Annotated in this window: 19 protein-coding genes and 1 pseudogene; 15 read left to right on the plus strand and 5 right to left on the minus strand. The window is 35.3% G+C overall.

From position 1 onward, the window contains the following. Together VB694_RS05875 and VB694_RS05880 are read right to left on the minus strand one after the other, a co-directional pair. The coding region (locus tag VB694_RS05875; RefSeq protein WP_323359377.1) for an REP-associated tyrosine transposase at positions 1-568 on the minus strand (568 nt) is incomplete at its 3' end. Positions 569-784: 216 nt separating this feature from the next. Further along, on the minus strand, positions 785-2,878 hold the full coding sequence (locus VB694_RS05880) for a WYL domain-containing protein (protein ID WP_323359378.1): 2,094 nt from the start codon (positions 2,876-2,878) through the stop codon (positions 785-787). 390 nt (positions 2,879-3,268) lie between these two features. Between VB694_RS05880 and VB694_RS05885 the strand changes: the two genes are divergently transcribed. From VB694_RS05885 to VB694_RS05910, 6 genes are all read left to right on the plus strand, one after another. Then, positions 3,269-4,969, plus strand: coding sequence for a type III-B CRISPR-associated protein Cas10/Cmr2 (locus VB694_RS05885; protein ID WP_323359379.1), 1,701 nt, complete (start codon positions 3,269-3,271; stop codon positions 4,967-4,969). After that, entirely contained in the window at positions 4,963-5,955 is a 993-nt protein-coding gene (locus VB694_RS05890; RefSeq protein WP_323359380.1) for a type III-B CRISPR module-associated Cmr3 family protein, read from the plus strand. Before VB694_RS05885 ends, VB694_RS05890 begins: the two co-directional genes overlap by 7 nt. 1 nt (position 5,956) lies before the next feature. Continuing rightward, the gene (gene cmr4 / locus VB694_RS05895; protein ID WP_323359381.1) at positions 5,957-6,808 is read left to right on the plus strand and encodes a type III-B CRISPR module RAMP protein Cmr4; all 852 of its coding nucleotides are present in this window, start codon (positions 5,957-5,959) and stop codon (positions 6,806-6,808) included. A gap of 4 nt (positions 6,809-6,812) precedes the next feature. Further along, complete coding sequence (locus VB694_RS05900) at positions 6,813-7,241, plus strand: hypothetical protein (RefSeq protein ID WP_323359382.1); 429 nt, start codon at positions 6,813-6,815, stop codon at positions 7,239-7,241. Continuing rightward, on the plus strand, positions 7,228-8,835 hold the full coding sequence (locus VB694_RS05905; RefSeq protein WP_323359383.1) for a hypothetical protein: 1,608 nt from the start codon (positions 7,228-7,230) through the stop codon (positions 8,833-8,835). The genes VB694_RS05900 and VB694_RS05905 overlap by 14 nt, the downstream gene beginning before the upstream one ends. A gap of 108 nt (positions 8,836-8,943) precedes the next feature. Then, a complete protein-coding gene (locus tag VB694_RS05910; protein ID WP_323359384.1) occupies positions 8,944-10,353 on the plus strand; it encodes a hypothetical protein in 1,410 nt (469 codons plus the stop codon). Positions 10,354-10,648: 295 nt separating this feature from the next. Here the strand turns inward: VB694_RS05910 and ppsA are convergent, their stop codons facing one another. Continuing rightward, positions 10,649-13,096: a phosphoenolpyruvate synthase gene (ppsA, locus tag VB694_RS05915; RefSeq protein WP_323359385.1), complete on the minus strand. Its 2,448-nt coding sequence runs from the start codon at positions 13,094-13,096 to the stop codon at positions 10,649-10,651. Positions 13,097-13,276: 180 nt separating this feature from the next. On the opposite strand from ppsA, the gene VB694_RS05920 reads away from it, so the two are divergent. The 7 genes and pseudogenes from VB694_RS05920 to VB694_RS05945 all read left to right on the plus strand — a co-directional run bounded on the left by VB694_RS05920 (position 13,277) and on the right by VB694_RS05945 (position 19,266). Further along, the gene (locus VB694_RS05920) at positions 13,277-13,681 is read left to right on the plus strand and encodes a hypothetical protein (RefSeq protein ID WP_323359386.1); all 405 of its coding nucleotides are present in this window, start codon (positions 13,277-13,279) and stop codon (positions 13,679-13,681) included. Between the two features lie 220 nt (positions 13,682-13,901). After that, on the plus strand, positions 13,902-14,753 hold the full coding sequence (locus tag VB694_RS05925) for an alpha/beta fold hydrolase (protein WP_323359387.1): 852 nt from the start codon (positions 13,902-13,904) through the stop codon (positions 14,751-14,753). Positions 14,754-14,984: 231 nt separating this feature from the next. After that, positions 14,985-15,578, plus strand: coding sequence for a protoporphyrinogen oxidase HemJ (gene hemJ, locus VB694_RS05930; protein WP_323359388.1), 594 nt, complete (start codon positions 14,985-14,987; stop codon positions 15,576-15,578). Between the two features lie 126 nt (positions 15,579-15,704). Further along, positions 15,705-16,229, plus strand: a pseudogene (locus VB694_RS25290) (glycosyltransferase family 4 protein); the annotation flags it as partial. 87 nt (positions 16,230-16,316) lie between these two features. Continuing rightward, positions 16,317-16,850 (plus strand): glycosyltransferase family 4 protein, encoded by a 534-nt coding sequence (locus VB694_RS25295; RefSeq protein WP_416233468.1) that lies wholly within the window; start codon positions 16,317-16,319, stop codon positions 16,848-16,850. A 67-nt stretch (positions 16,851-16,917) separates the two neighbouring features. Beyond that, positions 16,918-18,063, plus strand: a complete 1,146-nt coding sequence (locus tag VB694_RS05940) for a glycosyltransferase (protein WP_323359390.1) — start codon at positions 16,918-16,920, stop codon at positions 18,061-18,063. 6 nt (positions 18,064-18,069) lie between these two features. Further along, positions 18,070-19,266: a glycosyltransferase family 4 protein gene (locus VB694_RS05945; RefSeq protein ID WP_323359391.1), complete on the plus strand. Its 1,197-nt coding sequence runs from the start codon at positions 18,070-18,072 to the stop codon at positions 19,264-19,266. Here the strand turns inward: VB694_RS05945 and VB694_RS05950 are convergent. Further along, the gene (locus VB694_RS05950) at positions 19,252-20,385 is read right to left on the minus strand and encodes an acyltransferase family protein (protein WP_323359392.1); all 1,134 of its coding nucleotides are present in this window, start codon (positions 20,383-20,385) and stop codon (positions 19,252-19,254) included. The genes VB694_RS05945 and VB694_RS05950 overlap by 15 nt on opposite strands. Before the next feature lie 258 nt (positions 20,386-20,643). Then, a complete protein-coding gene (locus VB694_RS05955; RefSeq protein WP_323359393.1) occupies positions 20,644-22,725 on the minus strand; it encodes a GumC family protein in 2,082 nt (693 codons plus the stop codon). A gap of 769 nt (positions 22,726-23,494) precedes the next feature. On the opposite strand from VB694_RS05955, the gene VB694_RS05960 reads away from it, so the two are divergent. Both VB694_RS05960 and VB694_RS05965 read left to right on the plus strand, forming a co-directional pair. Then, positions 23,495-24,238, plus strand: a complete 744-nt coding sequence (locus VB694_RS05960; RefSeq protein ID WP_323359394.1) for an HpsJ family protein — start codon at positions 23,495-23,497, stop codon at positions 24,236-24,238. An 18-nt stretch (positions 24,239-24,256) separates the two neighbouring features. Continuing rightward, a complete protein-coding gene (locus tag VB694_RS05965; protein WP_323359395.1) occupies positions 24,257-25,837 on the plus strand; it encodes a cyanoexosortase A system-associated protein in 1,581 nt (526 codons plus the stop codon). Positions 25,838-25,840 lie beyond the last annotated feature (3 nt).

Below are 25,840 nucleotides of genomic sequence, written 5' to 3' on the forward strand. Positions count from 1 at the left end.
CATCAAGTAGCAATCTTTTAAAACCAATACCATTAGGTAAATTATGATCTAGTAAAAATAGTTGGTAAGCTAATTCTTCCTCAATGTGCATTTTGAGGTATTCTAATTTGGGTATTTTTCCTAGTCGTAATCCTGCATATTCCAAATAACTAGAAAATTCCCATTCTCCTGGTTTGTCTACTATTCCTGCTTTGACTGGATTGAGGTGAATATAGCGAGAAAGATGAAAAAGATATTCAGTTTGTGAAACAGGAATACTTTGAAATCTTCCCTGAAATAATACTCCAGAACGATTAAACCTTTTATTAATTGCCTTTGTGTAAGCAAGTGAGAGAGATTTCATAGCATCAGAAAGACTTTCATCTCTCAGATATACCAACAAATGATAATGATTAGGCATTAAACAATAAGCAATAATATCTACTGCATTATTTGTAAGATGTTCTTTGAGTAATCGGAGAAAATAAATATAATTTTCGCGTTCAAAGAAAATATTCTGACGATTATTCCCACGATTATAGATATGATAGAAGTTACCACTTTCTAAGGGTGTTGTTCTTCGAGGCATAAATAAAAATGTGACTTATTAAGAATATTATACTTCTTTAATATCTAAATACAAGATCCCCGACTTTTTTGTGGAATTATCTGTTTTTTAGAAAATAAATTGATCTAAGAAGTCGGGGATCTATAATGGAGACGATGATTCAGATCCCCGACTTCTCTGTGGAATTGTCTGTTTAATAAGAAAATTGATCTAAGAAGTCGGGGATCTAGAGGGGGACTATCTATAAATATTGACCATATCCTCACCAATTTGCTTAATTTTATCAACTAATGATTGTGGTTTTACTACTTTTACACCTGCTTTAAAACCGAGAATCCAGCGTAATAATTCTATGTCATCTAAACACCATTGAGGGAGGATAACTTGAAAGCGATTAGGAAAATTATGATCTCCAGTTGCTGGGAGAGAAAAAATAGCTTTTGGTAAATTTAATTTATTTCCGGTAACTGGTAAAGACATTTTCATTTGTTGTGATGGAAAGCGTTTAGTTCCTTCAGCTACAAACCGAAACATTCCATCACTAAACCAAAGTTCTACAGTAACGCAGACCTGAGAACGTGCTTTTTTATTTCCAGCCAGAAATTGTTTTTGGTCCTGGGAATTATATCCTAAAAAAATTCCTCCACTAGCTTCAGATAGTTTTTTGAGTGATTTTAATGCTGCTTCCTGTTCTAGTTGAGAACGGGTTTTTGTTTGGGGTTTACCAATAAATAATCTATCTAATCTTTCAAATCTCAGTAAACCGTCATCTTTACCTTCAACAAGTTCATAACCCAAATACCAAGCATAGTTAGAAAAAACTATTTGGAGGGGAAAAACTAAGAAAAAACTTTCTTCATCTAAGATAAATTTACCACCACCGGGAAAACGGTTTAATTCTAAAAGTTGTCCGTTGATTATTGCTTCTTCAACTTGTTGTAAATTTCTTGCTAAAGACTCCGCTGGTAAATACTCTGGGTCAATCATACTACGATTTGCGATCGCTCTCACCGGATAAACTTCACTCACACCCAATTTACTTTTTTCCATGCGAGTAGCGAACTTTTCATAAATCTCTAAAGCTATGGGGTCATTAAGACTTTGTGCTTGAGACTGAAGCACTTGAAAGACTTGAGTTAATTCTAATGTTGATAAAATCGCAGTTCCCGCAAAATAACCATCGCGCATAGAAAAATCAGGTAAAATTTTATAGGGTTTGAGAATTTTTTCGATATCTTTACGAACAGAATTTAAAACAGTCTTGAATATATTACTATTATTGACATCAATTATTCCCTGTTCTTGCATAACAGAAACCAAAGTTTTTAAACTTCCTTTTCCAGTGTTGACTAAAAAAGGATGATGTAAAATTAATCTGATTGTGTGTATTAATCGCTGAAATGCTGGTAAATCTGAATAAGGATGAGTTACTAAATTACTGGAAGAATTACCAACATAATCACCAGGATAAATAGGAGTATGGGGTGGTGAAGAAATGGTATTAACGCCAATGATAGCGTTTTTTTGTAACCATAGTAAATCATTAGCGATCGCTTTTTCATCTGCATAGATTTGACCATGCAATTGCATCATAAAACCAGTAATTTCTGATAAAGCAGTTGGAAAATCAGGAACATTACCGAAAATATTTACTATTAAATTAGGTTGAGTTTCTGTTAAGTTCCCAATTCCTGGATAGTTGATTATCAAAGAAATGAGATATATTAAACGTTCAAAATCCAGCAATTTACTATAAGCATGAAAAGTCATTTGACTATTGCGATTACTGCGATTGATAAGAGTTTTATCAAGCTGTTGAACGTGAGTAGAAATTTGTTGAAAATCAAACTTTGCAGCAGTAACATCAACTTCTTTAATAATTGCAAATCCTTCCGCTGCAATGGGGGGAAAATCTTGTAGAGATTCGGACATTTTATCAATTATCACATCTGGAACTTGACGACTGCGTTGTTGATTCCAGTGCTTACAGATTTCAATAGGTGTTTGTAAATACCACCCCATCCACAATACAGGGGTACTCACAGCTAAATTCAGCTTTTGTAATAAATCCAGTCTCCATACACGCTTGGCATTAGTAGCATCATAAATCACGCTAACACCTTCAGTAATAGCTGTCACAACCGCAGAGATGACTTTCGCTTCTATTTCTATCCATTCACCTTGAATAGTCGCATCACTATATAATTGTCCACGAATAGCATCTGTAGAGATAACGCGATAATTGCCTAATTTAGCCAGATTAGCAGCAAAAGTTGATTTTCCGCTACCAGGGACACCGATGAGGAAATGACAGATGGGAGGGTTGGACATTTTTTTTCATACTCATGATTTGTCTTGCATTTTCTCCCGTTCACTAGGGTGAAAGTCTAGTGTTTTCAAGCGAATCACGAATTTTTTCACCTCATTTACCCAGTAAATTTCGTCGTTCGCATGAGTAGCAGTTTACAACCAGTTTTTTACCGCTAAGATAAAAACACAACATAAATCTTTCAAACTTCACAGATTGCAAAATACAGCCAAATTTGTTGATATATCCTTTGATATGTAAACAAAACCTGATGTTTAGTAAACAAAACTTAGTCATTTATGACAAAACCTGTTGCTTTTAATCAATAAATATTACAAAGTATCTTTTTTGAGGACAGTATAACTGATAACGTGTATGTTGAAAATTAAGCATAACAAGGAGATACATAGTTAGTGAATAAATATACTGCTATCACCTTTGCTCCCGTTCAAGGGTTTATTGAAAAGTCGCGTAAACTTCGAGACTTGTATGGTGGTTCTTTAATTCTTTCTTATTTGAGTCAACAAATAGTTAGTTATGTAAAAAGTCCAGATAATGATTTAGTGTTAATTTCTCCTGCGCTTCCTAGTGTACAAAAAGGAATGCCTAACCGTATTTTAATTAAAGGAGAAATGAGTAAAGAAGAAGCTGAAAAAATCATTCTTTCTGCATGGAAAGAAATGTTAAGAGTTTGTCGAGAATGGATAGAAACAGAATTACCTCCACCTGAATTTAAATATGAATGGGAAAGAGAATGGAGTTTATGGGGTTGTCACACTTGGGAGATATTTCAAGGATGTGGTTGCTGTATTGAAGCAGCGATGAATGATTTAGAAACTAAGAAATTATCCCGTGATTGGACTGCTGTAAATTGGATTGGTGAAAGTTCCAGTTTAACGGGTACTGATGGTATTGCTTTTCCTGGTTTGGGTTCTGATTATCGTAATCCTAAAACGTTAGATTATAAATATGATGACGATCAAATCAAGGAGTTTTATACAAGATTAGCGCGAAAATTAGATAATTGTCCAGATGACAAAGAACCAGAAGGTAAATTTATTGCACCTAATGAAAAGCTGAGTATTCCTGAGTTAGTAAAAAGGTTAGTTACTTTACCTGAAATAGCAGATTTAATTAGTAGAGAAAAACCAAAGGATAAACGATTAGCAAAACTCAAAGGATTTAAAGAAATTGACCGTAAACCAACTGATACAACACCTGGACAATGGACAGGGTGGTTTATGGGGGATGGTGACAAGGTTGGAGAGCATTTAAAGAAGTTAGCACTTGAAAATAATGATGGTCAATCAATTACAGAATTTAGTAATGCAATACGTGGTTGGGGTCAAAATTTTGAAAAAGAGTTTCCTAAAGAATTAGGTAATATAGCTAATTCTATCAGCATACAAGATTCATCACAAGATCGTTTATTTCCTAAAAAGTTAGGAAGAATAGTTTATGCAGGAGGTGATGACTTTCTTGGAATAATTTATAATCCCATTTTTCAGAAAAAATCTCACAAACAGATATCAGGTTTTGTTGCTTATAAATGGCTACTCACATTAAATGATAAATGGAAGGAACACGGAGAAAAAATTAATGTTAGTGTGGGTTTTGTTTGGGTTGCGGGTAGTGTACCCCAGCGAGATGTTTTACAACATTGTCGTGAAGCGGAAAAGGTAGCGAAATCTTTAGATAGAAATAGAGTTACTATTCGGGTGGTTTTTAATAGTGGTCAATATGTCCAGTGGACTTGTCCTTGGGACAATTTGGGGATTTTGATGAAGTATCGAGATAGGGATAAACAATCAAATTGGAGTCACATTTATCAAGACTTAGCACATTTAGAATCTCGTCGAGTATTTGATATTGAAAATGCCAATGAAGCACCTATCGTCAAAAAAACAGCTTTGGAATTTTTTGATCTTTACTTTCCCGGTGAAGGTCAGAAGTTAATCACTGATGTAAAGTATGGAAAAAATATAAATGATAAAAAGAATGAACTAGCAAAAAAATTAGTTGGCTTTAGTGATGATAGCGATGAAATTGATCGTTCAAAAGCTATCGTTGGGTGGATTACAGACTTAGTAAAAGTGGGTTGGCATTTATGTTAAAATACCTAATTAGTATTAATCCTTTGGGTTTTATGTATGGTAGTGCTGGGGCATTTTTATCACCAGAAAATTTAGTAGGTCGTTCTGGTGCTAAATTTCCCCCTGATGCTGCGACACTAGCAGGTTTAATGTTTAGCATTAACAAGGTTAACAAAGAATATTCTCAAGAAAAATTGAGAGATAATCTTTATATTGCAGGTCCATTTTGGGCAAACTCAACTAATAAAAGTACAAAACAAAACTTTTTTGTTCCCATTCCTTGGCATAAAATCATAGCTAAAAAAGGTTTCGGAGAATGGAAAATAGAAAAGGATGAATGGAAGTTAGAAAAGAATATAGATAAACCTGAACCGGATTATCGTTGGCAAACTATAGAATCTTGGAAAACCACTCCAAAAGGACTAATAAAAACTGATAAAGTTGCTGATAATCCTTGGAAATTTGTTTCTTTTCTTCATCCAAAAATACAAAATTCAGAACGTTGTGTAGAAAAATCCAATGGACTCTTTTTAGAGAACTCTGTACAAATTCCTGATGATGTTTGTTTAGTCTATTTATCCACCTATCCTATTGAGAATGGTTGGTATAAATTTGGAGGAGAAAATCACATTGTAGAAATATCTTGTGATCAACTTAATCCAAAAACTATCAACCTTTTAAATCAAAAAATCGGTAAAAGTTTCGCATTAATTACACCAGGAGTTTGGGGTTCTAATCGTATATCTCACCGTCAACCGCAAGATAATAGTTTTCCTGAAACTATGCAGATGTTAACTGATAAACCAGTTCCCTATCGTTACCGTTCCCAAGGAACATTAGGAAGAGGACGTTATGCAGTTCCTGCGGGTAGTGTTTACGTTCTCAAAGAACCCATTAATAAACCTTGGTGGGAATGGGACGAAAAATGGTTTCCCCAAGAAGGTTACAGTCTCAAAAAAGTCGGTTGTGGTTTGTGTTTACCAGTAGAAATTCAAGGAGTTAACTAAAATGTACAAAAAAGCTTATGGAATTATTGAAACCTTAGCACCTCTTCATGTTGGTGCAACCGCAGGAGAAGAAAGCGGTAATTTAAACCTGATTTTCCGTGACCAATTTACCCAAACTGGGATTATTCCTGGTAGTTCTATTCGTGGTCGTTTGCGTTCAGAAATGTATAATTCTCAAGGAAAAGAAGAGGCTGATAAATGGTATGGCAATGAAGGAGAAAGTGGTACGACAAATAGTACAACAGAATCTATCGTTAAATTTGAATATGCTTCTATTATTTGGATTCCTGTTTTTTGTCCTGGTCAACCTATAGTATGGGTAACTTGTCCCCGCTTATTAAAACGTTATCAAAGAATAGCTGGTGATAAGGTTCAAGTGCGAGTAGAAGGTAATACTAAACTTCTCAAAGAAATCTCCATTCCTGATATTTATACAGGTTCAACTAATCTTGTAGCTAAACAAGCAACAGGAGGCAAAAAAACCATCTTCTTTAATTTAGGTTTCTTAGAAATTAACAAAACCAAAGACTTATCACCTTGGTTTCCTAACCTCAAAGAACAACCAGCAGTCATAGTTGCTGATGGTGATATTGGCATGATTCATGATATGGCATTATATCGCCAAAGTCGTGTGCGATTAAAACCAGATCAGAAAGTAGTTGATGGTGGTGGATTTTTCAACACTGAAGCATTACCAGAAGGAACTATTTTAGTATTTCCTGTGGCTATTAGAGATGATAAATCTGGTAAAAAATGGCAACCATTTAACGGTAGTTCAACTATAGATATTTATTTAGGTGGGTTAGAATCTATCGGTTTAGGTCATTGTGAATTAACCTTCAAAGGAGTGTAAATATATGACTTGGAAATCTTACAAATTAGACCAACAAGCACAAAAGTTAGTCCTCACATATCGGGATAAAAAAGGTGTAATTGGTCAATCTCATAAAATGCGAAGTACAGTAGCTTATGGTTTAGAACGTTTTTGGGGTGAACATTTACGACTGTTAGGTAAAAATAATGATGAAGAACGGGAAAAAGGTAAATATTGGCGTGAAACTTGGACAACTTTTGTAAAAATCATGAAAGATGCAGGAATTAAATTACCTGATGATCAAGTTGATGGCAATAATACCCCACAAGTACAAGATTATGCAGCGAGATTATGGGCTTTAGATATTGAAGATCAACGCATTTGTTTAGCGGTTTTGACTCAATTTTGCGATAGTTTAGTTTGGTGGACTCAACGTTATAAAAAAGCAGGTGATAGCGATGGCGAACAGTAATGAAGTTCCCTTAATGTTTCAAGCACCAGTTACAGGTAGAGGACAAATTCAATATATTCAAAAACCAGAACAGTCGGAAAGATGGGTTGATGAATGGGTAGAAGCTGCGGCTACAAAATCTCCTGAATTTGGTCATAATGTCAAAACTAAAGAATATCAAATTTCTTGGCGTTTGCTTTCTAATAGTGGACAAGATGACGATATTATCAGACCTGTCATAGCTGCTAATGGGTTTCCCTATTATCCTGGTGCAAGTATGAAAGGTGCATTTTTAAGAAGTTGCACCTCTGAACAAAAAATCAAATATTGTGGTTTTCAAAATAATAATGAAACTAAACCGGGAATACTGCGTTTTCATGGTGCATATCCTCAAGATGATACTTGGTGTGAACAACCATTAATTGATGTAGTTCACCCTCAAGAAAATTGGCAAGTTAAAAATAGTAATTCTCATTCTGCTTTCTTGCAAATTTCCCTCTATGAACCAACTTTAGTTTTTGGTATTTCTAGCACTGTTAAATTAGATGATAGTGAATGGGAAACTATTTGGAGTATTTGGGATAAAGCCATAGAAAGGGGTATTGGTTCTAGGGTAAGTGCGGGTTATGGTCAACCTGTTAACCACCCAGAAACTAAACTCATTACTGTGAATTTAAAAGGACAAGGTTTAGCATCACAATTAGTAGATAAAAGTGGTGAATTTCGTCCAAATATGTTTAAGGCTGCTTTACGTGGTCATACATTGCGGTTATTTAGTGCGGTGACTGATGAGAATACAGCAGAAGAATCAACTAAGGAACTTTGGGGAGGTTTTGCAGGTGCTAAAGGTGCAATAGTGGGAGATTTAGGTATTACTTTTCATGCTGAAAAGTTAGTTATGGATGAGTTTAAATATAACAAAAATAAAATGCCCATCTATGACTTAAAAAAAGGTAATTTAACTATTCTCTGTATGAAAAATCGTTCAGAGGAATATAGAAAGCAATTGAGAATTTTAGCTAAAGCAATTTTGCGATTTTCTTTGTTAATAGGTGGTTTTGGTAAATCATCCCGTAGAATTGATCATAGAATATTTTTCCCTGAGTATTTCGACTATGAAGATAAACCTATGATTGGTTGTCAGTGGGGATTTACTAAAGAATCAGAACAATATTATTTTCCTGTCAATAATATTAAACACATCAAAAATATTATTGATGGTGTTTATAAAGCTGTAAATAATTGGTTGGTTTTTAAAGGTAAATCCCAGAACTATCAAAAAAATTCTTGGCGGGAATCTTTTCATCCTGAAAATGTCCAGGTATGGGGGCGTTTTGCAGTGGATAAAGATGATAGTTTAGCGGTGCGCTGGTTTCATGGAAATTATAAAGGCAGTCAATCAATTAAAGGTTCTAAATTAACGGGTAAAATGGGTCATATTGGCAGAATTTATCACCGGATGTATCCCAGATTGATCAAAACAACAGATGATCAATTACGTCCTAAAGGATATGTAGAATTATTAACCATCTTTCCCGATAAAAGAGATGAAACCACAAAAGAGTTTTTAACCTTTTTACCAACAAGTGGGTTTGAAAAATTGTGGGGTGTTTAAGGAATAAAGTCCCCGACTTCTATGATTAATTGTCGGTTGATTAAGAAGATTAAAAAAGAAGTCGGGGATCTGAAAGTTTGAGTAAATAAATTTTAAGGAGTTGAAAAAATGAGTATTTGGATTGTGACTACTGGTAATAGTGATGTTATTCTTAAACATGATAGAAGTTGGGGAGATTTACACTATGAAGCAATTGATAAATTAGAACATTCTAATTTTGGATCTGTTCATCAAATTGATGTTTATGATCAAGATGCGGGATATAAAGCACCAGCGCGAGTATTAGGGATAGTATATCAAAATCAATTAGATGATTATTTTGATGATTTATTATTCCCCTTGCTTGATGGTTTTACAGAGTATTTAAAATCTAAAAATGACCATGAAAATCTGAGTGTAGATAAGGTTATTTTGATTTTAACTAATCAAGAAAATGTTTTTGATTCGGAAATTGAAGATCCTAAATGTCCTTATTGGCAAGATACCTGCACATTAAAACCAATTTTTGAGAGGTATTTTGAGAAAAATTTTCCTAATTTCAAAGGAGAAATTGAATATTTAGAATTAAAACCTAATGCTTCTGATGAAGGTTTAGATAACTGGGATAAATGTTTAATATTAGTCAATAGTTTATTTCAGCAAAATATCACAAATATCAATAATAATAAAGGAAAGAAAAAAGACGATAAACAGAATAAGATTTTTGTTAGTCATCAAGCAGGTACTCCAGCTATTTCTTCAGCAGTTCAGTTTGCTAGTTTAGCTAAGTTTGAAAAGCAAGTAGAATTTTTAGTTAGTAATGAATATCAAACAGAAAAAGTTACTAATATTTCTAGCTCAAATTATCTCAAAGGGATTAAACTGCAAGAAGCAAAAGAACTATTGGGTAGATATGATTACTCTGGTGTTGATAAAATATTAGCTGAACTGTGGAAGCAGCAATCTTTAAATGCAGAAGAACAGAAAATAAAAGAACTATTAGCAATGGCTATTCAATGGAATAGTGCTAATTTTGATGATTTTGCAAAAGCTATTAGTTTTATCAATGATGATGCTAAAAAACGTACTCAAGAATGGTGGTGGACTGGTTATGAAGCTGCTTATTTAGCAGTTATAAGAGTCATACAAGGTAACTATGTGGAAGCATTGTTTCATAGTTTCCGTGCTGTTGAAGGTTTATTAAGATATCTGGATAAAAATAAATATGAACACAAAGGTATTCATGATTTAGTAGAAATAGTTTTACCTAATTGGAAATTAAGTGATGATATAAAAATGTTTAAAGATTACACATCCAAGCAAAGGAATAACTTATTTCATAACTTGCTAGGATTACAACAAGAGGAAGTATTTAAAGTATGGAATACTAAAGATTATAGTAAATGGCAAGAAAGAGTTTTAGGTTGTATTAATTTCATCTCTAGGCAAAACTTTACTAAGTTAAAAGATGCCAGTCTCATGTCATCTGTACATGAAGAACTAAAAACAGCAATTAATAATTATGAATTGCAAACCTAGCATTAATTAACAATTTACTCATAATCTCTTTATCCCATGATAATACGATCGCCAGATTTTCGACTGCAATTAATAAATCAACTAATCAAGATCAACACTCAAATAATCAACCTGAACACTCAACTGATCAAACTAAACACCCAAATAATCAACTTGAACCGTCAATTAATGAAGCTCATAAAGCTGATGTAGAAAACGAATTGAGATCCCCGACTTCTTTCGATAATCTAGCTATTAAACAGATAATTAAACTATAGAAGTCGGGGATCTTTAACCTTTCAAAAGTCGGGGATATTTAAACAGAATCTTCACACTTTGCCACTTCTAACATAGTCTGTAAAACAGAATCAGGATTCAAACTAATACTATCAATTCCCTCCTCTACCAAAAACTGCACAAATTCCGGGTAATCACTAGGTGCTTGTCCACAAATGCCGATTTTACGATTGTGTTTTTTCGCTCCCGCTATCGCCATTTTCACCATTTGCTTCACCCCTTCACTGCGTTCATCAAACAAATGCGCTACCAAAGCCGAATCTCTATCTATCCCCAAAGTTAGCTGAGTTAAATCATTAGAACCGATAGAAAAACCATCAAATATCTGAGCAAATTCTTCAGCTAAAATCACATTACTCGGTAACTCACACATCACATAAACTTGCAAATTATTCACACCTTGGTGTAAACCATTTTTTGCCATTTCTGCTAATACCAACCTTCCCTCATTAGGAGTACGACAAAAAGGAATCATGGGAATAAGATTAACCAAACCCATCTCCTCCCGTACCCGCTTCATCGCATAACATTCTAAAGCAAAAGCAGCTTGATAACCTGGATCATAATAACGCGCTGCACCTCGCCAACCCAACATCGGGTTTTCTTCCTCCGGTTCAAACTGTTTCCCACCTAATAAATTAGCGTATTCATTACTTTTAAAATCCGACATTCGCACAATTACAGGTTTGGGATAAAATGCAGCAGCTATTCTGCCAATACCTTGGGCTAATTTATCAACAAAATATTCAGATTTATCCTCATAAAGTGCGGTGATTTCACTAATTTTGTTTTTGACAAACTTATCTTCTAACAAATTATAATTAATCAACGCCATCGGATGAATTTGAATTTGATTAGCAATGATAAATTCCGTTCTCGCTAAACCCACACCATCATTAGGAATAGCAGATAAACTCAAAGCTTCTTGAGGATTACCCACATTCATTAAAATTTTAGTCCGAGTCCGGGGTAAATTATCTAAAGGAACTTCCTGTAATTCAAAAGGTAATAAACCTGAATAAACTTTACCTTCTTCCCCTTCCGCACAAGAAACAGTTACGAGTTGACCTGGTTGTAAAATATCAGTCGCATTACCACAACCAACAATGGCAGGTACACCCAATTCTCTAGCAATAATTGCCGCGTGACAAGTCCTACCTCCAGAGTTGGTAACAATTGCACTAGCACGTTTCATAATTGGTTCCCAATCAGGATCAGTTCTGTCTGTAACTAACACTTCTCCCGGTTGAAATTGGTCAATTTTACTAGCATCTAAAATCAGATGTACTTCACCTTGACTAATGGCTGAACCTACCGCCCGACCTATAACTAGCGGTTGTTCTGTCTGCTTTCCATCTCCACCAATTAGCCGATAATTCCGCAGGACATTACCTTGTTTTTGTGATTGGACTGTTTCTGGTCTAGCTTGGACGATAAACAATTGATTGGTAATGCCATCTTTTGCCCATTCGATATCCATTGGGCTGTAATTATTGTGAACTTGAGAATAGTGTGATTCTATTAAACAAGCCCATTTTGCTAATTGAATAATCTCATCATCGGTAATTGCAAATTTACCTTGTTCACCTTGAGTAACTGAAATATTTTTTGTGAATCGAGAACCGTCATCATAAACCATTTTCAGTTTTTTACTACCCAATCTTTTATCAATAATTGGGCGAAAACCTGTTTCTAAAGTTGGTTTAAATACATAATATTCGTCTGGGTTAACTGTTCCTTGAACGACGTTTTCCCCTAAACCATAAGCAGCGGTAATTAAGGCTGCATCTTTAAATCCGGTTTCTGTGTCAATGGAAAACATCACACCAGATGATGCTAAATCAGAACGCACCATTTTCTGCACACCAACAGCTAAAGCCACACTAAAATGATCAAATCCTTTAGTGTGACGATAGGAAATTGCGCGGTCTGTAAATAGGGAAGCAAAGCATTTATGACAAGCTGCTAAAACACTTTCTACACCCACAATATTCAGATAACTTTCCTGTTGTCCCGCAAAACTCGCATCGGGTAAATCTTCAGCAGTCGCGCTAGAACGCACCGCAACATCGGTATCTGCATTGTATTTTTGACAAAGAGTTTGGTATGCTGAGGCGATCGCATCTCGCAGATTTTTGGGAAATGGTGTGTGCATTAACAGCGAACGGGCTTTTTTTCCCCGCACTTGCAGATTTTTCATATCATCCACATCTAAATCTGCAAACAGTTCTCGCAGTTTGCTTTCTAACCCAGCAGATTCTAGGAAATGACGATAAGCATAGGCCGTGGTAGCAAACCCTGTAGGAACATTTACACCTTTGGGTGTTAACTGCTGAATCATTTCCCCCAGGGAAGCATTCTTCCCCCCAACAAAGGGAATATCCGCAATCCCAACTTCATCAAACCAGAGGAGGAGTGAGCTATCTTTATCAGATTGAGATACAGTGTTTCTAGATACTGCAACCATCAGTATTACCTCTTATGTAGATGCTCTAGCTTTCAGTTTATAACCGCTAAGAAATTTTGCCTATATTCAATTGTAGAGTTGTTATTTTAAGTTATGGCACTAAAGATAATAGTCTAGTCAAGAAAAATTAACAATTATTCGAGATAATGATTGTACGTAAAATAAAACCTCAAATACACCATGTCACAATTAGAACGATTCCTGAAAATGGCAGAAGATGAATTAACTGAATACAGCACGGATGCCCGAAAAATGGAAAAACTCCGCCGCAAGATAGGTTTATCCCTATCATTAGTAGAACAGAAACAAATTAAACAAGAATTATTAAATACAATGTCAGCTAGTAAAATTGCGGCAATAGTCGAAGAACAAAGACAAGCCGCAGCTTTACCATTTTGGGGTATTGCTGGTTTGGGTTTGTTGTTTGGAATTTCTCTCAATCAACCAATATGTTTATTAGCAGCCATCCTGGGGACTGTAGCAGCTTTCAGAATTCAAAAATGGGGTTGGCAATTACAAGCAAATCGCCTCTTGTTACGCACCCTAGAAGATATAGAAGCGCGTATTGCTCAACCGCATCAATAATTTTCTTTCAGCCTATCTTATTATTTTGTGATAGTTCTTCCTTGTCGGAGTCTAGTCTATCAGGTTTGAAGATAAAAGTCAATAGGTTAATCTCTTACTATGCGAAATTCTTTTTGTGAAAATTTCTCTTACCTATTTGTAGGATGATAAAAGAGAATTTAGTATTCAGGTATTCAGGCATCTGTGCGATGCTGTTGCATTTTCAGGATAGGAAAATAGAGTGACAATACAAGAACATAAAATCACAGTAAATTCATTAGAATGGTTTTATCGGGAAGCAGAACCCATTGGTAGAAGTGACTTATTGCCAGTGGTATTGCTACACGGTATAGTTGCCCAAAGTTATAGTTGGAGAAACATTATACCAGCATTAGCAGCACAAGGAACGAGAGCGATCGCACCAGATTGGATTGGTTATGGTTTTTCTAGTAAACCAGAAAAAAGCGATTTTGCCTACACTCCCGACGCATTTATCAAAGCTTTAGATGAATTTATTCAAGCCATAGAAATAGAAAGGTTTTCCTTAGTTGTACAAGGATATTTAGGTTCAGTTGGCTTACAATATGCCTTACGTCATCCTGAAAAAATAGCTAACATCGCAATTTTAAATACTCCCATTTCCACATCTGCCAAATTACCTTGGAAAATTCAACAAATGGGTTTACCATTAGCAGGTGAAGTCATGACTCAAGACCCCCTTTTAGTTGATAGAACTTTAGAAGCTGGTAGTCGTTATCGCGTCGAAGATAAAGATTTAGATATTTATCGCAAACCTTACTTAAAAAGTTCTTCCTCTGGACGTGGACTGCTTTCAACAATTAGGAATTTACAACTTGACAAAGCCATGACAGAAATAGAAACGGGATTTAAACAATGGCAGAAACCAATTTTATTACAATGGGGAATGATGGACCCTTGGTTATTTGTAGACATAGCCGAAAGTTTTGTGAAATCTGTACCTGATGCGGAAATAATCAAACTTAATAATGTGGGACATTATGCCCAAGAACATTATCATGAGGTAATTTTACAAGACCTTTTACCCTTCCTGCGTCGTTCTGAATCTAATTAGGTTTAAAGAAGATAAGATCCCCGACTTCTTTTATTTATTGTGTCCATAAATGATAAATTGATCTTAGAAGTCGGGGATCTGGATATAAACGATGAGTATACAAACGTTAAATTATTGTTACGATAATTCACAGTTTTTAACCTAATCTGTATCCTTGTCAACAATTACCGTAACCTGAATAATGAGAGTAAATGCAATCATCTGTAAATTGATTAAGGTAGGTTAGGATTCATGGCTTATTCGTGGTTTAAAGCATTTCATATTATTGGCTTTGTGGTGTGGTTTGCAGGGTTATTCTACCTTGTGCGTCTGTTTATCTACCACGTGGAAGCAAACCAAGAAGCAGAACCCGCAAAAACGATACTAAAAAATCAGTATCAGATTATGGAAAAGCGCCTTTACCATATTATCACCATCCCAGGAATGATAGTAACGGTAGCAATGGCCATTGGTATTCTTTCCACTAACCCAGACTTGTTAAAAGAAACCTGGTTACATTTTAAATTAGGATTTGTGGGTATTTTACTCATCTATCATCATTATTGTGGTAGGTTGATGAAACAGTTAGCCGCAGATGAATGTAAGTGGAGTGGACAACATTTACGAGCTTTAAATGAAGCACCAACATTGTTGTTAGTTGTAATTGTGATGTTGGCTATCTTCAAAAATAATCTACCTACAGATATCACTGCTTGGTTGATTTTTGGTTTAGTGATTTTCATGGCTGTGAGTATTCAAATGTATGCCAAAATCCGCAGACGTAATCAAGAGAAGATGATGGCAGAAATGAATCAAGCTAATCAAGTTCCCCAAGCACAAAGTTAGGTTTTTGAGGTGGGCATTACCCACCTATATCCTGTCAATGCAAAAACCACAAGTTGGTAAATAGAAACGCTAAGGGATATCAAAAATACCATCAATCTCTTCGCTAAGGTGCGAAAATTAGGATGTATGCCTAAAACTCGAAAACTTCTCTCTATTGGTCACTCCTATGTAGTCAGTCTCAACCGCCGACTAGTCAATGAAATAGCCCGTTTAGGAAAGGAAGAATGGGAAGTAACAACAGTTGTTCCTGCATTTATGCACGGAGATTTACGACCGATATCTCTAGAAACAGACCCTGATGAAATCTGTCATCTTCAAGCAATACCTGTGTATAACAGCAAAATTCCCCACATCATGACTTATGGTTGGCGACTGCGGGAAATTATGCAACAAAATTGGGATTTAGTCCATTGCTGGGAAGAACCATACATATTTGTCGGTGGACAAATTGCTTGGTGGAAAACAGAAAAAACTCCATTGGTTTATTCTACATTTCAAAATAAATCTAAAGAATATCCACCCCCATTCAAGTGGATTGAAAAATATGCGATGAGCCGTGCTACAGGATGGATTGCCTTTGGACAAACTGTTAATGAAGCTTTAAAATCTCGTCCAGGTTATTCACTTCCCATGCGAGTGATTCCTCCTGGTGTGGATATCAATCATTTCCATGCTTCTAATGATGCCAAACATCAAATTCGTCGTCTGCTGGAATGGGAAGAACAGGGAACGCCTGTTATCGGTTATTTAGGGCGTTTTGTTCCCGAAAAAGGATTAGATTTACTCATGGGAGTTTTAGATAGTTTAGCAACTCCTTGGCGAGCTTTATTTGTTGGTAGTGGAGTGATGGAATCATCATTAAGAAATTGGGCAAAACGTTATCCTGAACAAGTAAGAATTTGCACAGATGTTAAACATAATCAAGTTCCCCAATATCTTAATGCTATGGATATTCTTGTTGCTCCCAGTCAAACTGTATCTAACTGGCAAGAACAATTTGGTAGAATGCTAATTGAAGCTTTTGCTTGTGGTATTCCAGTAATTGGTAGTGACAGCGGTGAAATTCCTTATGTTATTAAAGATGCAGGTTTGGTAGTTGGGGAAAAAGATCAAATGGGTTGGATTCAAGCTATTTCTGACTTGTTAAATAGTCCATCTCAGCGTCAAGAATTAGGACAGAAAGGTTTAGAGAGAGCGCACAAAGTTTACATTTGGCCTTCTGTTGCTAACCAACATTTGCAGTTTTTTAATGAATTGTCAGATAGTAGATAAATTGAGCAGTAGTTTTTGCTAAATAGCCGCAGTTTTTATACTATTAAAAGAAAATAAAATTAACAATATGGCTCAAATGCGTCTCGCTATTATCTGCGATTACTTAGAAGAAAATTGGCACAGCATGGATTTATGCGCTCAGATGCTAATTAAGCACCTACAATCTGAACAAACTGCATCTATTCAAACTATAGAAATATTGCCAAAATTTAATCACCGGTTTCAACAAATTCCCAGGATTGGTAAAAAGCAATTTGCTTATAATGCAGACCGTCTAATTAACCGATTTTGGGACTATCCCCATTATCTCAAACAGCGGGTAACAGATTTCGATTTTTATCACATTGCTGACCATTCCTACGCTCAATTAGCCCATGTTTTACCCCCAGAACGGACGGGAGTTTACTGTCATGATATTGACGCTTTTCGCTCGCTTTTAGAGCCGGAAAAAGAACCTAGACCAGCTTGGTATCAAGCCATGTCTCGCCGAGTTTTACGCGGTTTGCAATCATGCGCTGTTGTATTTTATTCAACAGCAGAAGTAAGAAAACAAATTGAGCATTATCAACTGCTAGAACCATCACGGCTAGTTCATGCACCTTATGGTATCGCTGCTGAATTTAGTATTAATATTGTTAATCAAAATCATCTTGACCAAGGAATATTAGAAAAAATAGGTACTGCACCTTTTTTGCTCCACGTTGGTAGTTGTATTCCCAGAAAACGTATTGATATTTTATTAGCAGTATTTGCACGACTACGAAATATTCATCCAAAGTTACAATTAGTTAAAGTGAGTGGAGAGTGGACACAAAGCCAACAACAGCAAATTACTGATTTGAATCTTAGTAATTCGATAATTCACCTCCAGGGTTTAGAACGTGCAACTATAGCAGCCCTTTACCAACGAGCATCAGCCGTGTTATTAACAAGTGAAGCCGAGGGTTTTGGATTACCTGTAATTGAAGCCTTAGCTTGTGGGGCGATAGTAATTACTAGTGATATTCCCGTATTGCGTGAGGTAGGTGGAAATGGTGTGATATACTGCCCAATTTCAGATGTATCAGTTTGGGTAAAAACAGTAGCACAAGTATTATCAAATCCAATTACTGCTCCTAGTTTAAATCTCCGTCTGCATCAAGCACAAAAATATTCCTGGTCTAATCATGCTCAAATTATTGCCCAATCTTATCTAAAATTAGCGGGTTATTGAAAATATATGAAAATTGTATTTGTGAATCCGGTGGGTGTTATTGGTGGCGCTGAAAGAGTTTTATTAACTATCTTGGCTGCACTTTTGAATCAACAGTCAGATATTAAATTACACCTAATTGTTGGTACTGATGGACCATTGATAGAGAAAGCGCAAAAATTGGGAGTGCAGGTAACATTACTGCAACTACCAGAAGAGTTTAACCAACTGGGTGATAGTGCTTTTAAAGGTAGAAATAAAGCTATAGGATTATTGATACTATTATTACGACTAACAAAGATTTTACCAGGTATCGGTAAATATTTGGGAGAATTTAGGCGATCGCTCCGTGAACTCCAACCAGACTTAATTCACTCCAACGGCATTAAAACTCATCTACTCATAGCATTAGTTGGAATCAAGGATACACCAGTCATTTGGCATATTCATGATTTCTATGGCTCACGTCCATTAATAGCAAAGGTTTTAAAATTAAAATTCATCAACTATTGTGCTAAATTGGGAATTGCTATTTCTCAAGCTGTCGCCCAAGATGCAAAAACTACATTACCTCAATTACCAATAAAAATAATTTACAACGCCGTCGATATTAATTATTTTTTTCCCATACCTTCATCCCCAAATCTGCCTCTGCGGGTAGGATTAGTTGCCACTTTTGCCCGGTGGAAAGGTCATGATATTTTTCTAGAAGCAGCATCAGAAATTATTAAAACTCATCCTGATTTAAACGTGCGTTTTGATATTGTTGGTGGGGCAATTTATAAAACTCGTGGTTCTCAATTTTCCGAACAGGAATTAAAAGACAAAGCTGCATATCTGAATATTGCAGACAAAGTTAATTTTCTCGGTTTTCAGGAAGATATAGCCGCAGTTTACCGTGATTTGGATATTGTAGTTCATGCCAGTACCCAACCAGAACCATTTGGTTTGGCAATAGTAGAAGCAATGGCTTGTGGTAAACCAGTGATAGTGTCCCAAGCTGGAGGTGCAGTGGAATTATTTACCCATAACTATGATGCAGTTGGAGTTTCTCCTGGAGAACCAAAAGCTTTAGCAGCAGCTATTTTAGATTTACTAAATCACCCAGAAAAACGTCACACTCTATCAGAACAAGCAAGGCATACAGTCACAGAGCGTTTCAGTCACGAACGTTTAGGTAAGCAACTTATGGAAGTTTATAAACTTGTTTTAGATAGCCAGTAAAATTCTAGCAGCAGTTTTATTTAGAGAAATCAAGTATGTGATTGTTAGACTAATAAAAAATATCACTCCTGATGAAATAATTAACATTGGAGTTGATAACTGATAAGTCATAATTTGTGGGTATAACTTAATCACTATTGGCAAAAAACCAGCAGTTATTAAAGCATGGATTAAATAAATTCCAAAACTAAAATAACCCATTTTTTTGGCAATCAGACTAATTAATGAATGACGAGAAATTATTTCAGAGATAAAAATAGCGTAAAGAAATGATATATATGGTACGAACAAATTGAGAAAATATAAATTTAAGTTTAAGATAGCAAAAATCCCTAAAGGCACTAAAAATAATACTATCCATTTGTATTCTCTTTTGTGTCCAATATCAATGCAATTAGAAAGTAATCTTTGCACCGGGTAATCTTGAATTATGATAATAAATATAATGTATGGCATACACTTGATTATCCAAGCTAAGACAACAAGTATAAATCTTATTAAATGAAACAGCCAAGTATTAGCAAATGATGAGATATCAATAATCTGTTTAAATGCAATTCCTTCTCCTAATGCAAAATCATTGCCAGTTGTCACCATTAAGTAAAAAAGATAAATACTGAAGAAAAAACATATTAATACTAATAAAATACTTTGGATTTTTTGGAACATTTTTATAACTGGGATTACAATTAAATTACCACAAAATAACAACGGTAAAAAATATAGTTGCACTCCAGCCGCACCAAAAAATATAATATTTATTGGGTCAGAAATTAATCTATTAAAAGATTCTTGATTTCCTATTAACGAGCCAATAAATCTTGCCAATAAATAAATTAATGTCCATAAAAAATAAGGTATTAAAATTCTTTGGCTGCGATTATTTAAATAATTTTTCGTATCATTCAACGAAATTGACTTTCTAGTAAAGTAGAAAGAAGTTATCAAAAAAAAAGGCACACATAACACTACAAAAGAATTAGAAATAAATAGAGAATTTTCAGTCCGAGGTATTTCTCCCAGTCCATGAATGAGAACTACCCCATAAGCGGCTATACCTCTAAAAATATCAATTCCTAATAGTCTTTTGCTCGCAACTCTAGAATTTTCTAAGGTCATAAGGGACTTCCAAGAAATAAATTATCTAACGAACCGCAGAGGCGCAGAGAAGCCAGTGCTTTGGGCGGGTTCCCCGACTTGTAGCAACTGGCGCAACACAGAGGAATAAGGGTTTGAGAAATTTTTTGGCGTTAGCTGGTTGAGTGTTTTTTTATTTGGAAATCCCTAATCACAATGATTTTACAAATAATCAAATCTTGGGTAAGTTAGATTAATTACCCCTTCTAAATTCTAAATTCTGCATTCTTTTAATAGTACCTACACATTAGACGCACCGTAAGCATAATATTCTTCATTAGCACTGATGCCATTCATCGCTATCCCTAAAACATTTTGGTGAGCTTTATCCAGCATTTCCTTAGAGAGAGAAACGCTATTAGAATCAGCCACTCCAGGTCTCACTACAAACAAAATTCCATTCACCAATTTACCTAAAACAGTTGCATCCGCTGCTACTGTTAATGGTGCAGTGTCGATGATGACAAATTCATATTTTTGTGCAACTTGTGCCACAAATATAGCCATTTGACTGGAATCAAGCAGTGCAGCAGGATTATGATTTATCTCACCAGCTGTTAAAACTTCTAAGTGAGGCACAATTTCTTGGACAGCTTTATCTAAATCCAACTGACGTTTGAGAATGTTACTTAAGCCAACTTCGTTGGATATTTCCCAAATTTTGTGTTGACTAGGATTACGCAAATCTGCATCTACTAATAAAACATTACGCCCTAATTGGGAGATAGAAAAAGCTAAGTTGGCAGCAATGGTTGATTTACCTTCTTTTGGTACAGAACTTGAGATGACAATCACTTTAATAGATTGTTCAGAGTTAAAAAATCTCAGGTTAGTTTGTAGCATCCGAAAAGCTTCGCTGACAGGGGAATCAGGTTGGCTCTTGGCAACTACTTCTGGGATAAAATTCCCATTGGGAAAAGGTGGAATATAACCCAGAACGTTATAACACAATAAATCTTTTGCTGATTTTGGGGTTTTGATAGTATTATCAAATTTTTCTAAAACGAAGGCAGTAGCTACTCCCAAGACAATTCCACCAATTACTCCTTGCAGCAAGTTGATATATTGACGGCTTCTAATTGGTATTCCCGGAACTAAGGCAGGTGTAATAATCCTCGCATTACTTACTTGCATATTTTCTGCCACCTGGAGTTCCTGATAGCGAGCCAAAAGGTTCTGATAACTAGACTCCGTTGCCGCTATTTCCCGTTCTAGTTGGCGTTGCTGCAATTCTAGCTGTGGTACACTATTAGCCCTTTGTTTGTAAGATTCGATGATTCCAGCCAAAGATTTCAGTCGTACCTGCAAACTGAGTCTTGCCGCTTCGGCGTTGGCATAATCAGATAAAAGTCCTTGTTGTAGACTACCAGCTTGTACTATTTGTTTGGAATTTTGGATTTCATTAAAACGCCCTGCTTGTCCTATAAAATTTTGTTCTATCCGCTGCTTGAGTTCTTTTTGGAGAACAACTTCCTGTTCTTTGAGGTTAATTATTGTTGGGTGAGTATCAGTTAAAGTCAAACCTGCAATTTGGATTTGTTCTTGAACATCTTGTAATTTTTTGAGAACTGAGTTTGTTGATGGAGATTCAGCAACAAAGCCCGAAATTACAGCCGATTGTGAAGTGACTCCAAACAGTCGCTGGATGGATTGCATCCGTGCAGTTTGTGTAGATAGCTCAGTTTTAGTTTCAGCCACTTGTTTATCTAAATCAATGATAATTCCTACATTAGCGGCCGCCTCTGATTTCAAGTCTAAGACTTTATTCTGCTGTTTAAAAAATTGTAATCTGCGTTCAGCTACTTGTAATGCAGCTTTTCTGAGTGGCAATTGTTGGGCAATAAAATCTCTAGCCGACCTAGTTTGAGCGCGGTTGGCATTGATATCATTTTCTACATAGTTTTTCATTAAAGTATTAACAACTGAAGCGGCCTTTCTAGGATCTTCACTTTTGTAATATATTTCTAAAATATCAGTATTTTCAATGTTTTTTACTTGCAGGTCTCTTAAAAAAACTAGAGGGTTAATATTAAGTCCAAGGGTAGTTATTGTCTTTTCAGCTAATGGTAAAGAACGCAAAACAGCTACCTCTGTTCCCAATGGTCTACCACTGACTGAATTATCCAGTTGTCCTAATTGGCTACCAATTCCTGTCAGGGAAGAGGTTGAGTTCTTTTTCAGTACCAGCTGGCCTCCTGCCTGATAAATGGGGGTTTCTACTAATGTTTTAACTATGCTCAATACCAAAAGAGTTAAAAAAACTATAGAAGTAGGCAACCAACGGCGCTTAAGTATTGACCAATACTGCAAATATTCTTCCATCTTCTTGTTTATGTAGTTTGAATTTGATTATCAACAGGCAAAAAGCATCTGTTACAGGTTATGATGTTGACATGACTTACGCAACTGGCATATTATATAGATAGTATCATTTTGTATTAATTATTACATTACCGAATTATTAAACATGACGCACCCTATAAGAGATATTTAAGTTATTAAGTGTAACACTTACGTAAGTCTTGATTGTATGTTAATTATGGGGAACTACTGTGATTAAACAGATACAGCACATTACATTTTAATTATATATAAAATTTGTTACATCGCTATATCACACAAAGCTTTTAATCATGACTCATGAATTTTAAGTTAAGGCAACGCACCTCCTTTGAGTGTCAAATACAATACTGAAAGCTATTTAATAGACTGGTTTTATGGTATCGTTGTTTAGTTTGACTAAAATCCATCTAGTTGTCAATACATTAGTTGAAATTACCTTAATAAACTTTACAATAGAGTCTAAGCAAAAATTGGTAAACTATGTTGTCTCAATCTCTTGACTGCTGGTCAATTGACATAAAAAAGTCAATTAAAGTAATATCCTTAATCAGGAAAACATTTTACATTGGACATTTTACCAGCTAAAATGCAATAATGAGAAAAGTAATCATATCTACGGGAAAATACTTAATTGGGAATATCTAATTCTGATAATTCATCCCCTATTTACAGAACATTGACTCATAGATACGCAATACCAAATTTGCATACCTAACCTAATCTATAAAATATTACTTCAAACGGACAAATGAACACAAAAAACCAGGAAAAACAACCAAAAAAGCCCATAGAAATCACAGGTGGTCTCGAAAATCTCTCTTTTCCCATACTACACTTGCTTGGATATATTCTCTTAATATTTTCTCTGGTTGATTACCTGAGTATATTGATTCCCCCCCAGCTAACAAATCCCGTTTGGGAATTTCAAGCTATGGGACAAATGGTAGATCATGTATGGTCTATTTTATTGGGATTAACTTTTATATTTTTACATAACAAAGGTAGCTTCATTAAACCAAGAGAAATCGCCATTTTAAAGTTTTTATCTTGGACTGCCTTAATCATAGGAATATTTTATCTACTGATGCTGCCTTTGGGAATCAATAATAGCCTCACACTCTACAAAAATATTAATAATCAATTTGTCAATCAACAGGGACAGCAACAAGAGCAACTGCAAAAAGTGACTGAAAAATTAAATGCAACCAACTCAGCGCAAGAATTAAATAATTTATCTAGAATCTTGAATATACCGCCAAATCAAAACAGTTCTAGTCAATCTCCCCAAGAATTAAAGACTAAAATATCTCAACAAATTCAAAGAGTTGCTCAAAATTCCACAGCTACTGCTAATGCCGTTAAGCGAGAGCAGATTAAAAATATAGTTAAAAATGCGGTGAGAATTAATTTAGGAACAATCATATCGGGGGTTTGCTTCATTGCTCTCTGGAATATGACTCGTTGGATACGCATTATCGATAAAAATATTTGACAAGAATGAGATTTAAAAATGTTTATCAGTAATCAACAGATGCAGAAAGCTATCCAAGCGTTTTTCCAGCGATTCCAATTCTTACTACTAACCCAGCGATTTTACTTGCTTGGAGTTTTTAGCACCCTGGCTGTTTTGCATTTGGATATTATTAGAAATCATCGAACTGAAGGTGAACAAATCACATTTTATGCCCTTTATTGGGGAGGTCTTTTATACTTAATTTGGCAAATTAAGAGACAAGAGTATACACCCAGTTTTCTATCGAGTTGCTTAGGATCATTCCTGCTGTTTATAGTTATATTTAGACCTATTAATCTTTGGCATTTAGACCTAATGCTATTTAGATTTGGTCCGATTATTGCTGGCTTAGGTTTAGGGCTACTATTTTTTGGATTTGCAGAAATCAGGCATTATTGGCGCTTATTTTTATTATTATGCCTGATGCTGTCTCCCTTTGGTTTTATTAATGGGGTTTTTAATACCCGCTTACATTTTCCAGAATTAACTGCCACTATTTCTGCTTTTTTGCTCCATTATCTAGGGTTTGGTGCTACTCATTCTGGAAATTTGGTGAAATTACCCACAGGTCAAGTTGAAGTTATTTATTACTGCACTGGTGGACTTTTGATTGTCTGGTTACTACAACTGACGTTATTGATTCTAGTAGTAGTTAGTCCTTTGACTTGGAAACAGAGATGGGGATTAGTAATATCTGCTGTTAGTACAGGATTTTTAATTGGTTGTATTCGTGTCGCTTTGTTAGCTGTGGTGGTTAATAATAAGAGTCTATTTGACTATTGGCATGGTCAGACGGGAGGAACTATTTTTATGGCGATCGCAACTATTAGTTATGCCGCCTTATGTAATTGGATACTACCTGTGGATTTTTTATCCCCAACCACAAACCCTATTCAAACTACAACGTTTATAGAACCAAAAAGACGTTTTCTTCTAGCGGGAACTTGGTCAGGAATTATAGTCACAGCTATTTATTTAATAGCCAGTAAACAACCCATTGGTACTGCTATTTTTCCAGAAGCGATCGCTGTTAATAATTGGCAACTAATCAACGTCAAATCCCTAAATCAGTACAAATATAAAAATACCGTTACTGATAAATTTGAGGTAGTGCAATCTGGACAAGACTATAGCTATCTCAAAAATGGACAGAAGTTAGCAGTGCAGATGCGTTATGTCATCAATACTAGAGGAGAACCAAATCCTTTCGTATATCAGCTAAGTAAAGAATTGATGAAAGAAAGCCAAAACAATATTAAACAGTTAACAGGAATTGGTTACTATGCACTCTATAGCGACGGCAAACAAGCTTATTTGACAGCCTGTATTAATCCTCGTGGGGGTAGTACCGTAATTTCATCTCAGTTTATGAAGAATAGATATAAATATGATGTTAATTTCAAGAAGTTAATACCTTGGTTTTTAGGTCAGAATGTCCTCAGAGATGACCGCTGTATATGGACACAGTTATCTATGCCCTTAAGTGACGTTATTGCTACTGACAATTACACTGTGTTAGAATCTCTTTGGAAAGATAATTATTCTACTTGGCAGTCGCTATTAATGAAAAACTATTAAGCA

Source organism: Anabaena sp. UHCC 0451, assembly GCF_034931405.1.
In the GTDB taxonomy this organism is placed as follows: domain Bacteria; phylum Cyanobacteriota; class Cyanobacteriia; order Cyanobacteriales; family Nostocaceae; genus RDYJ01.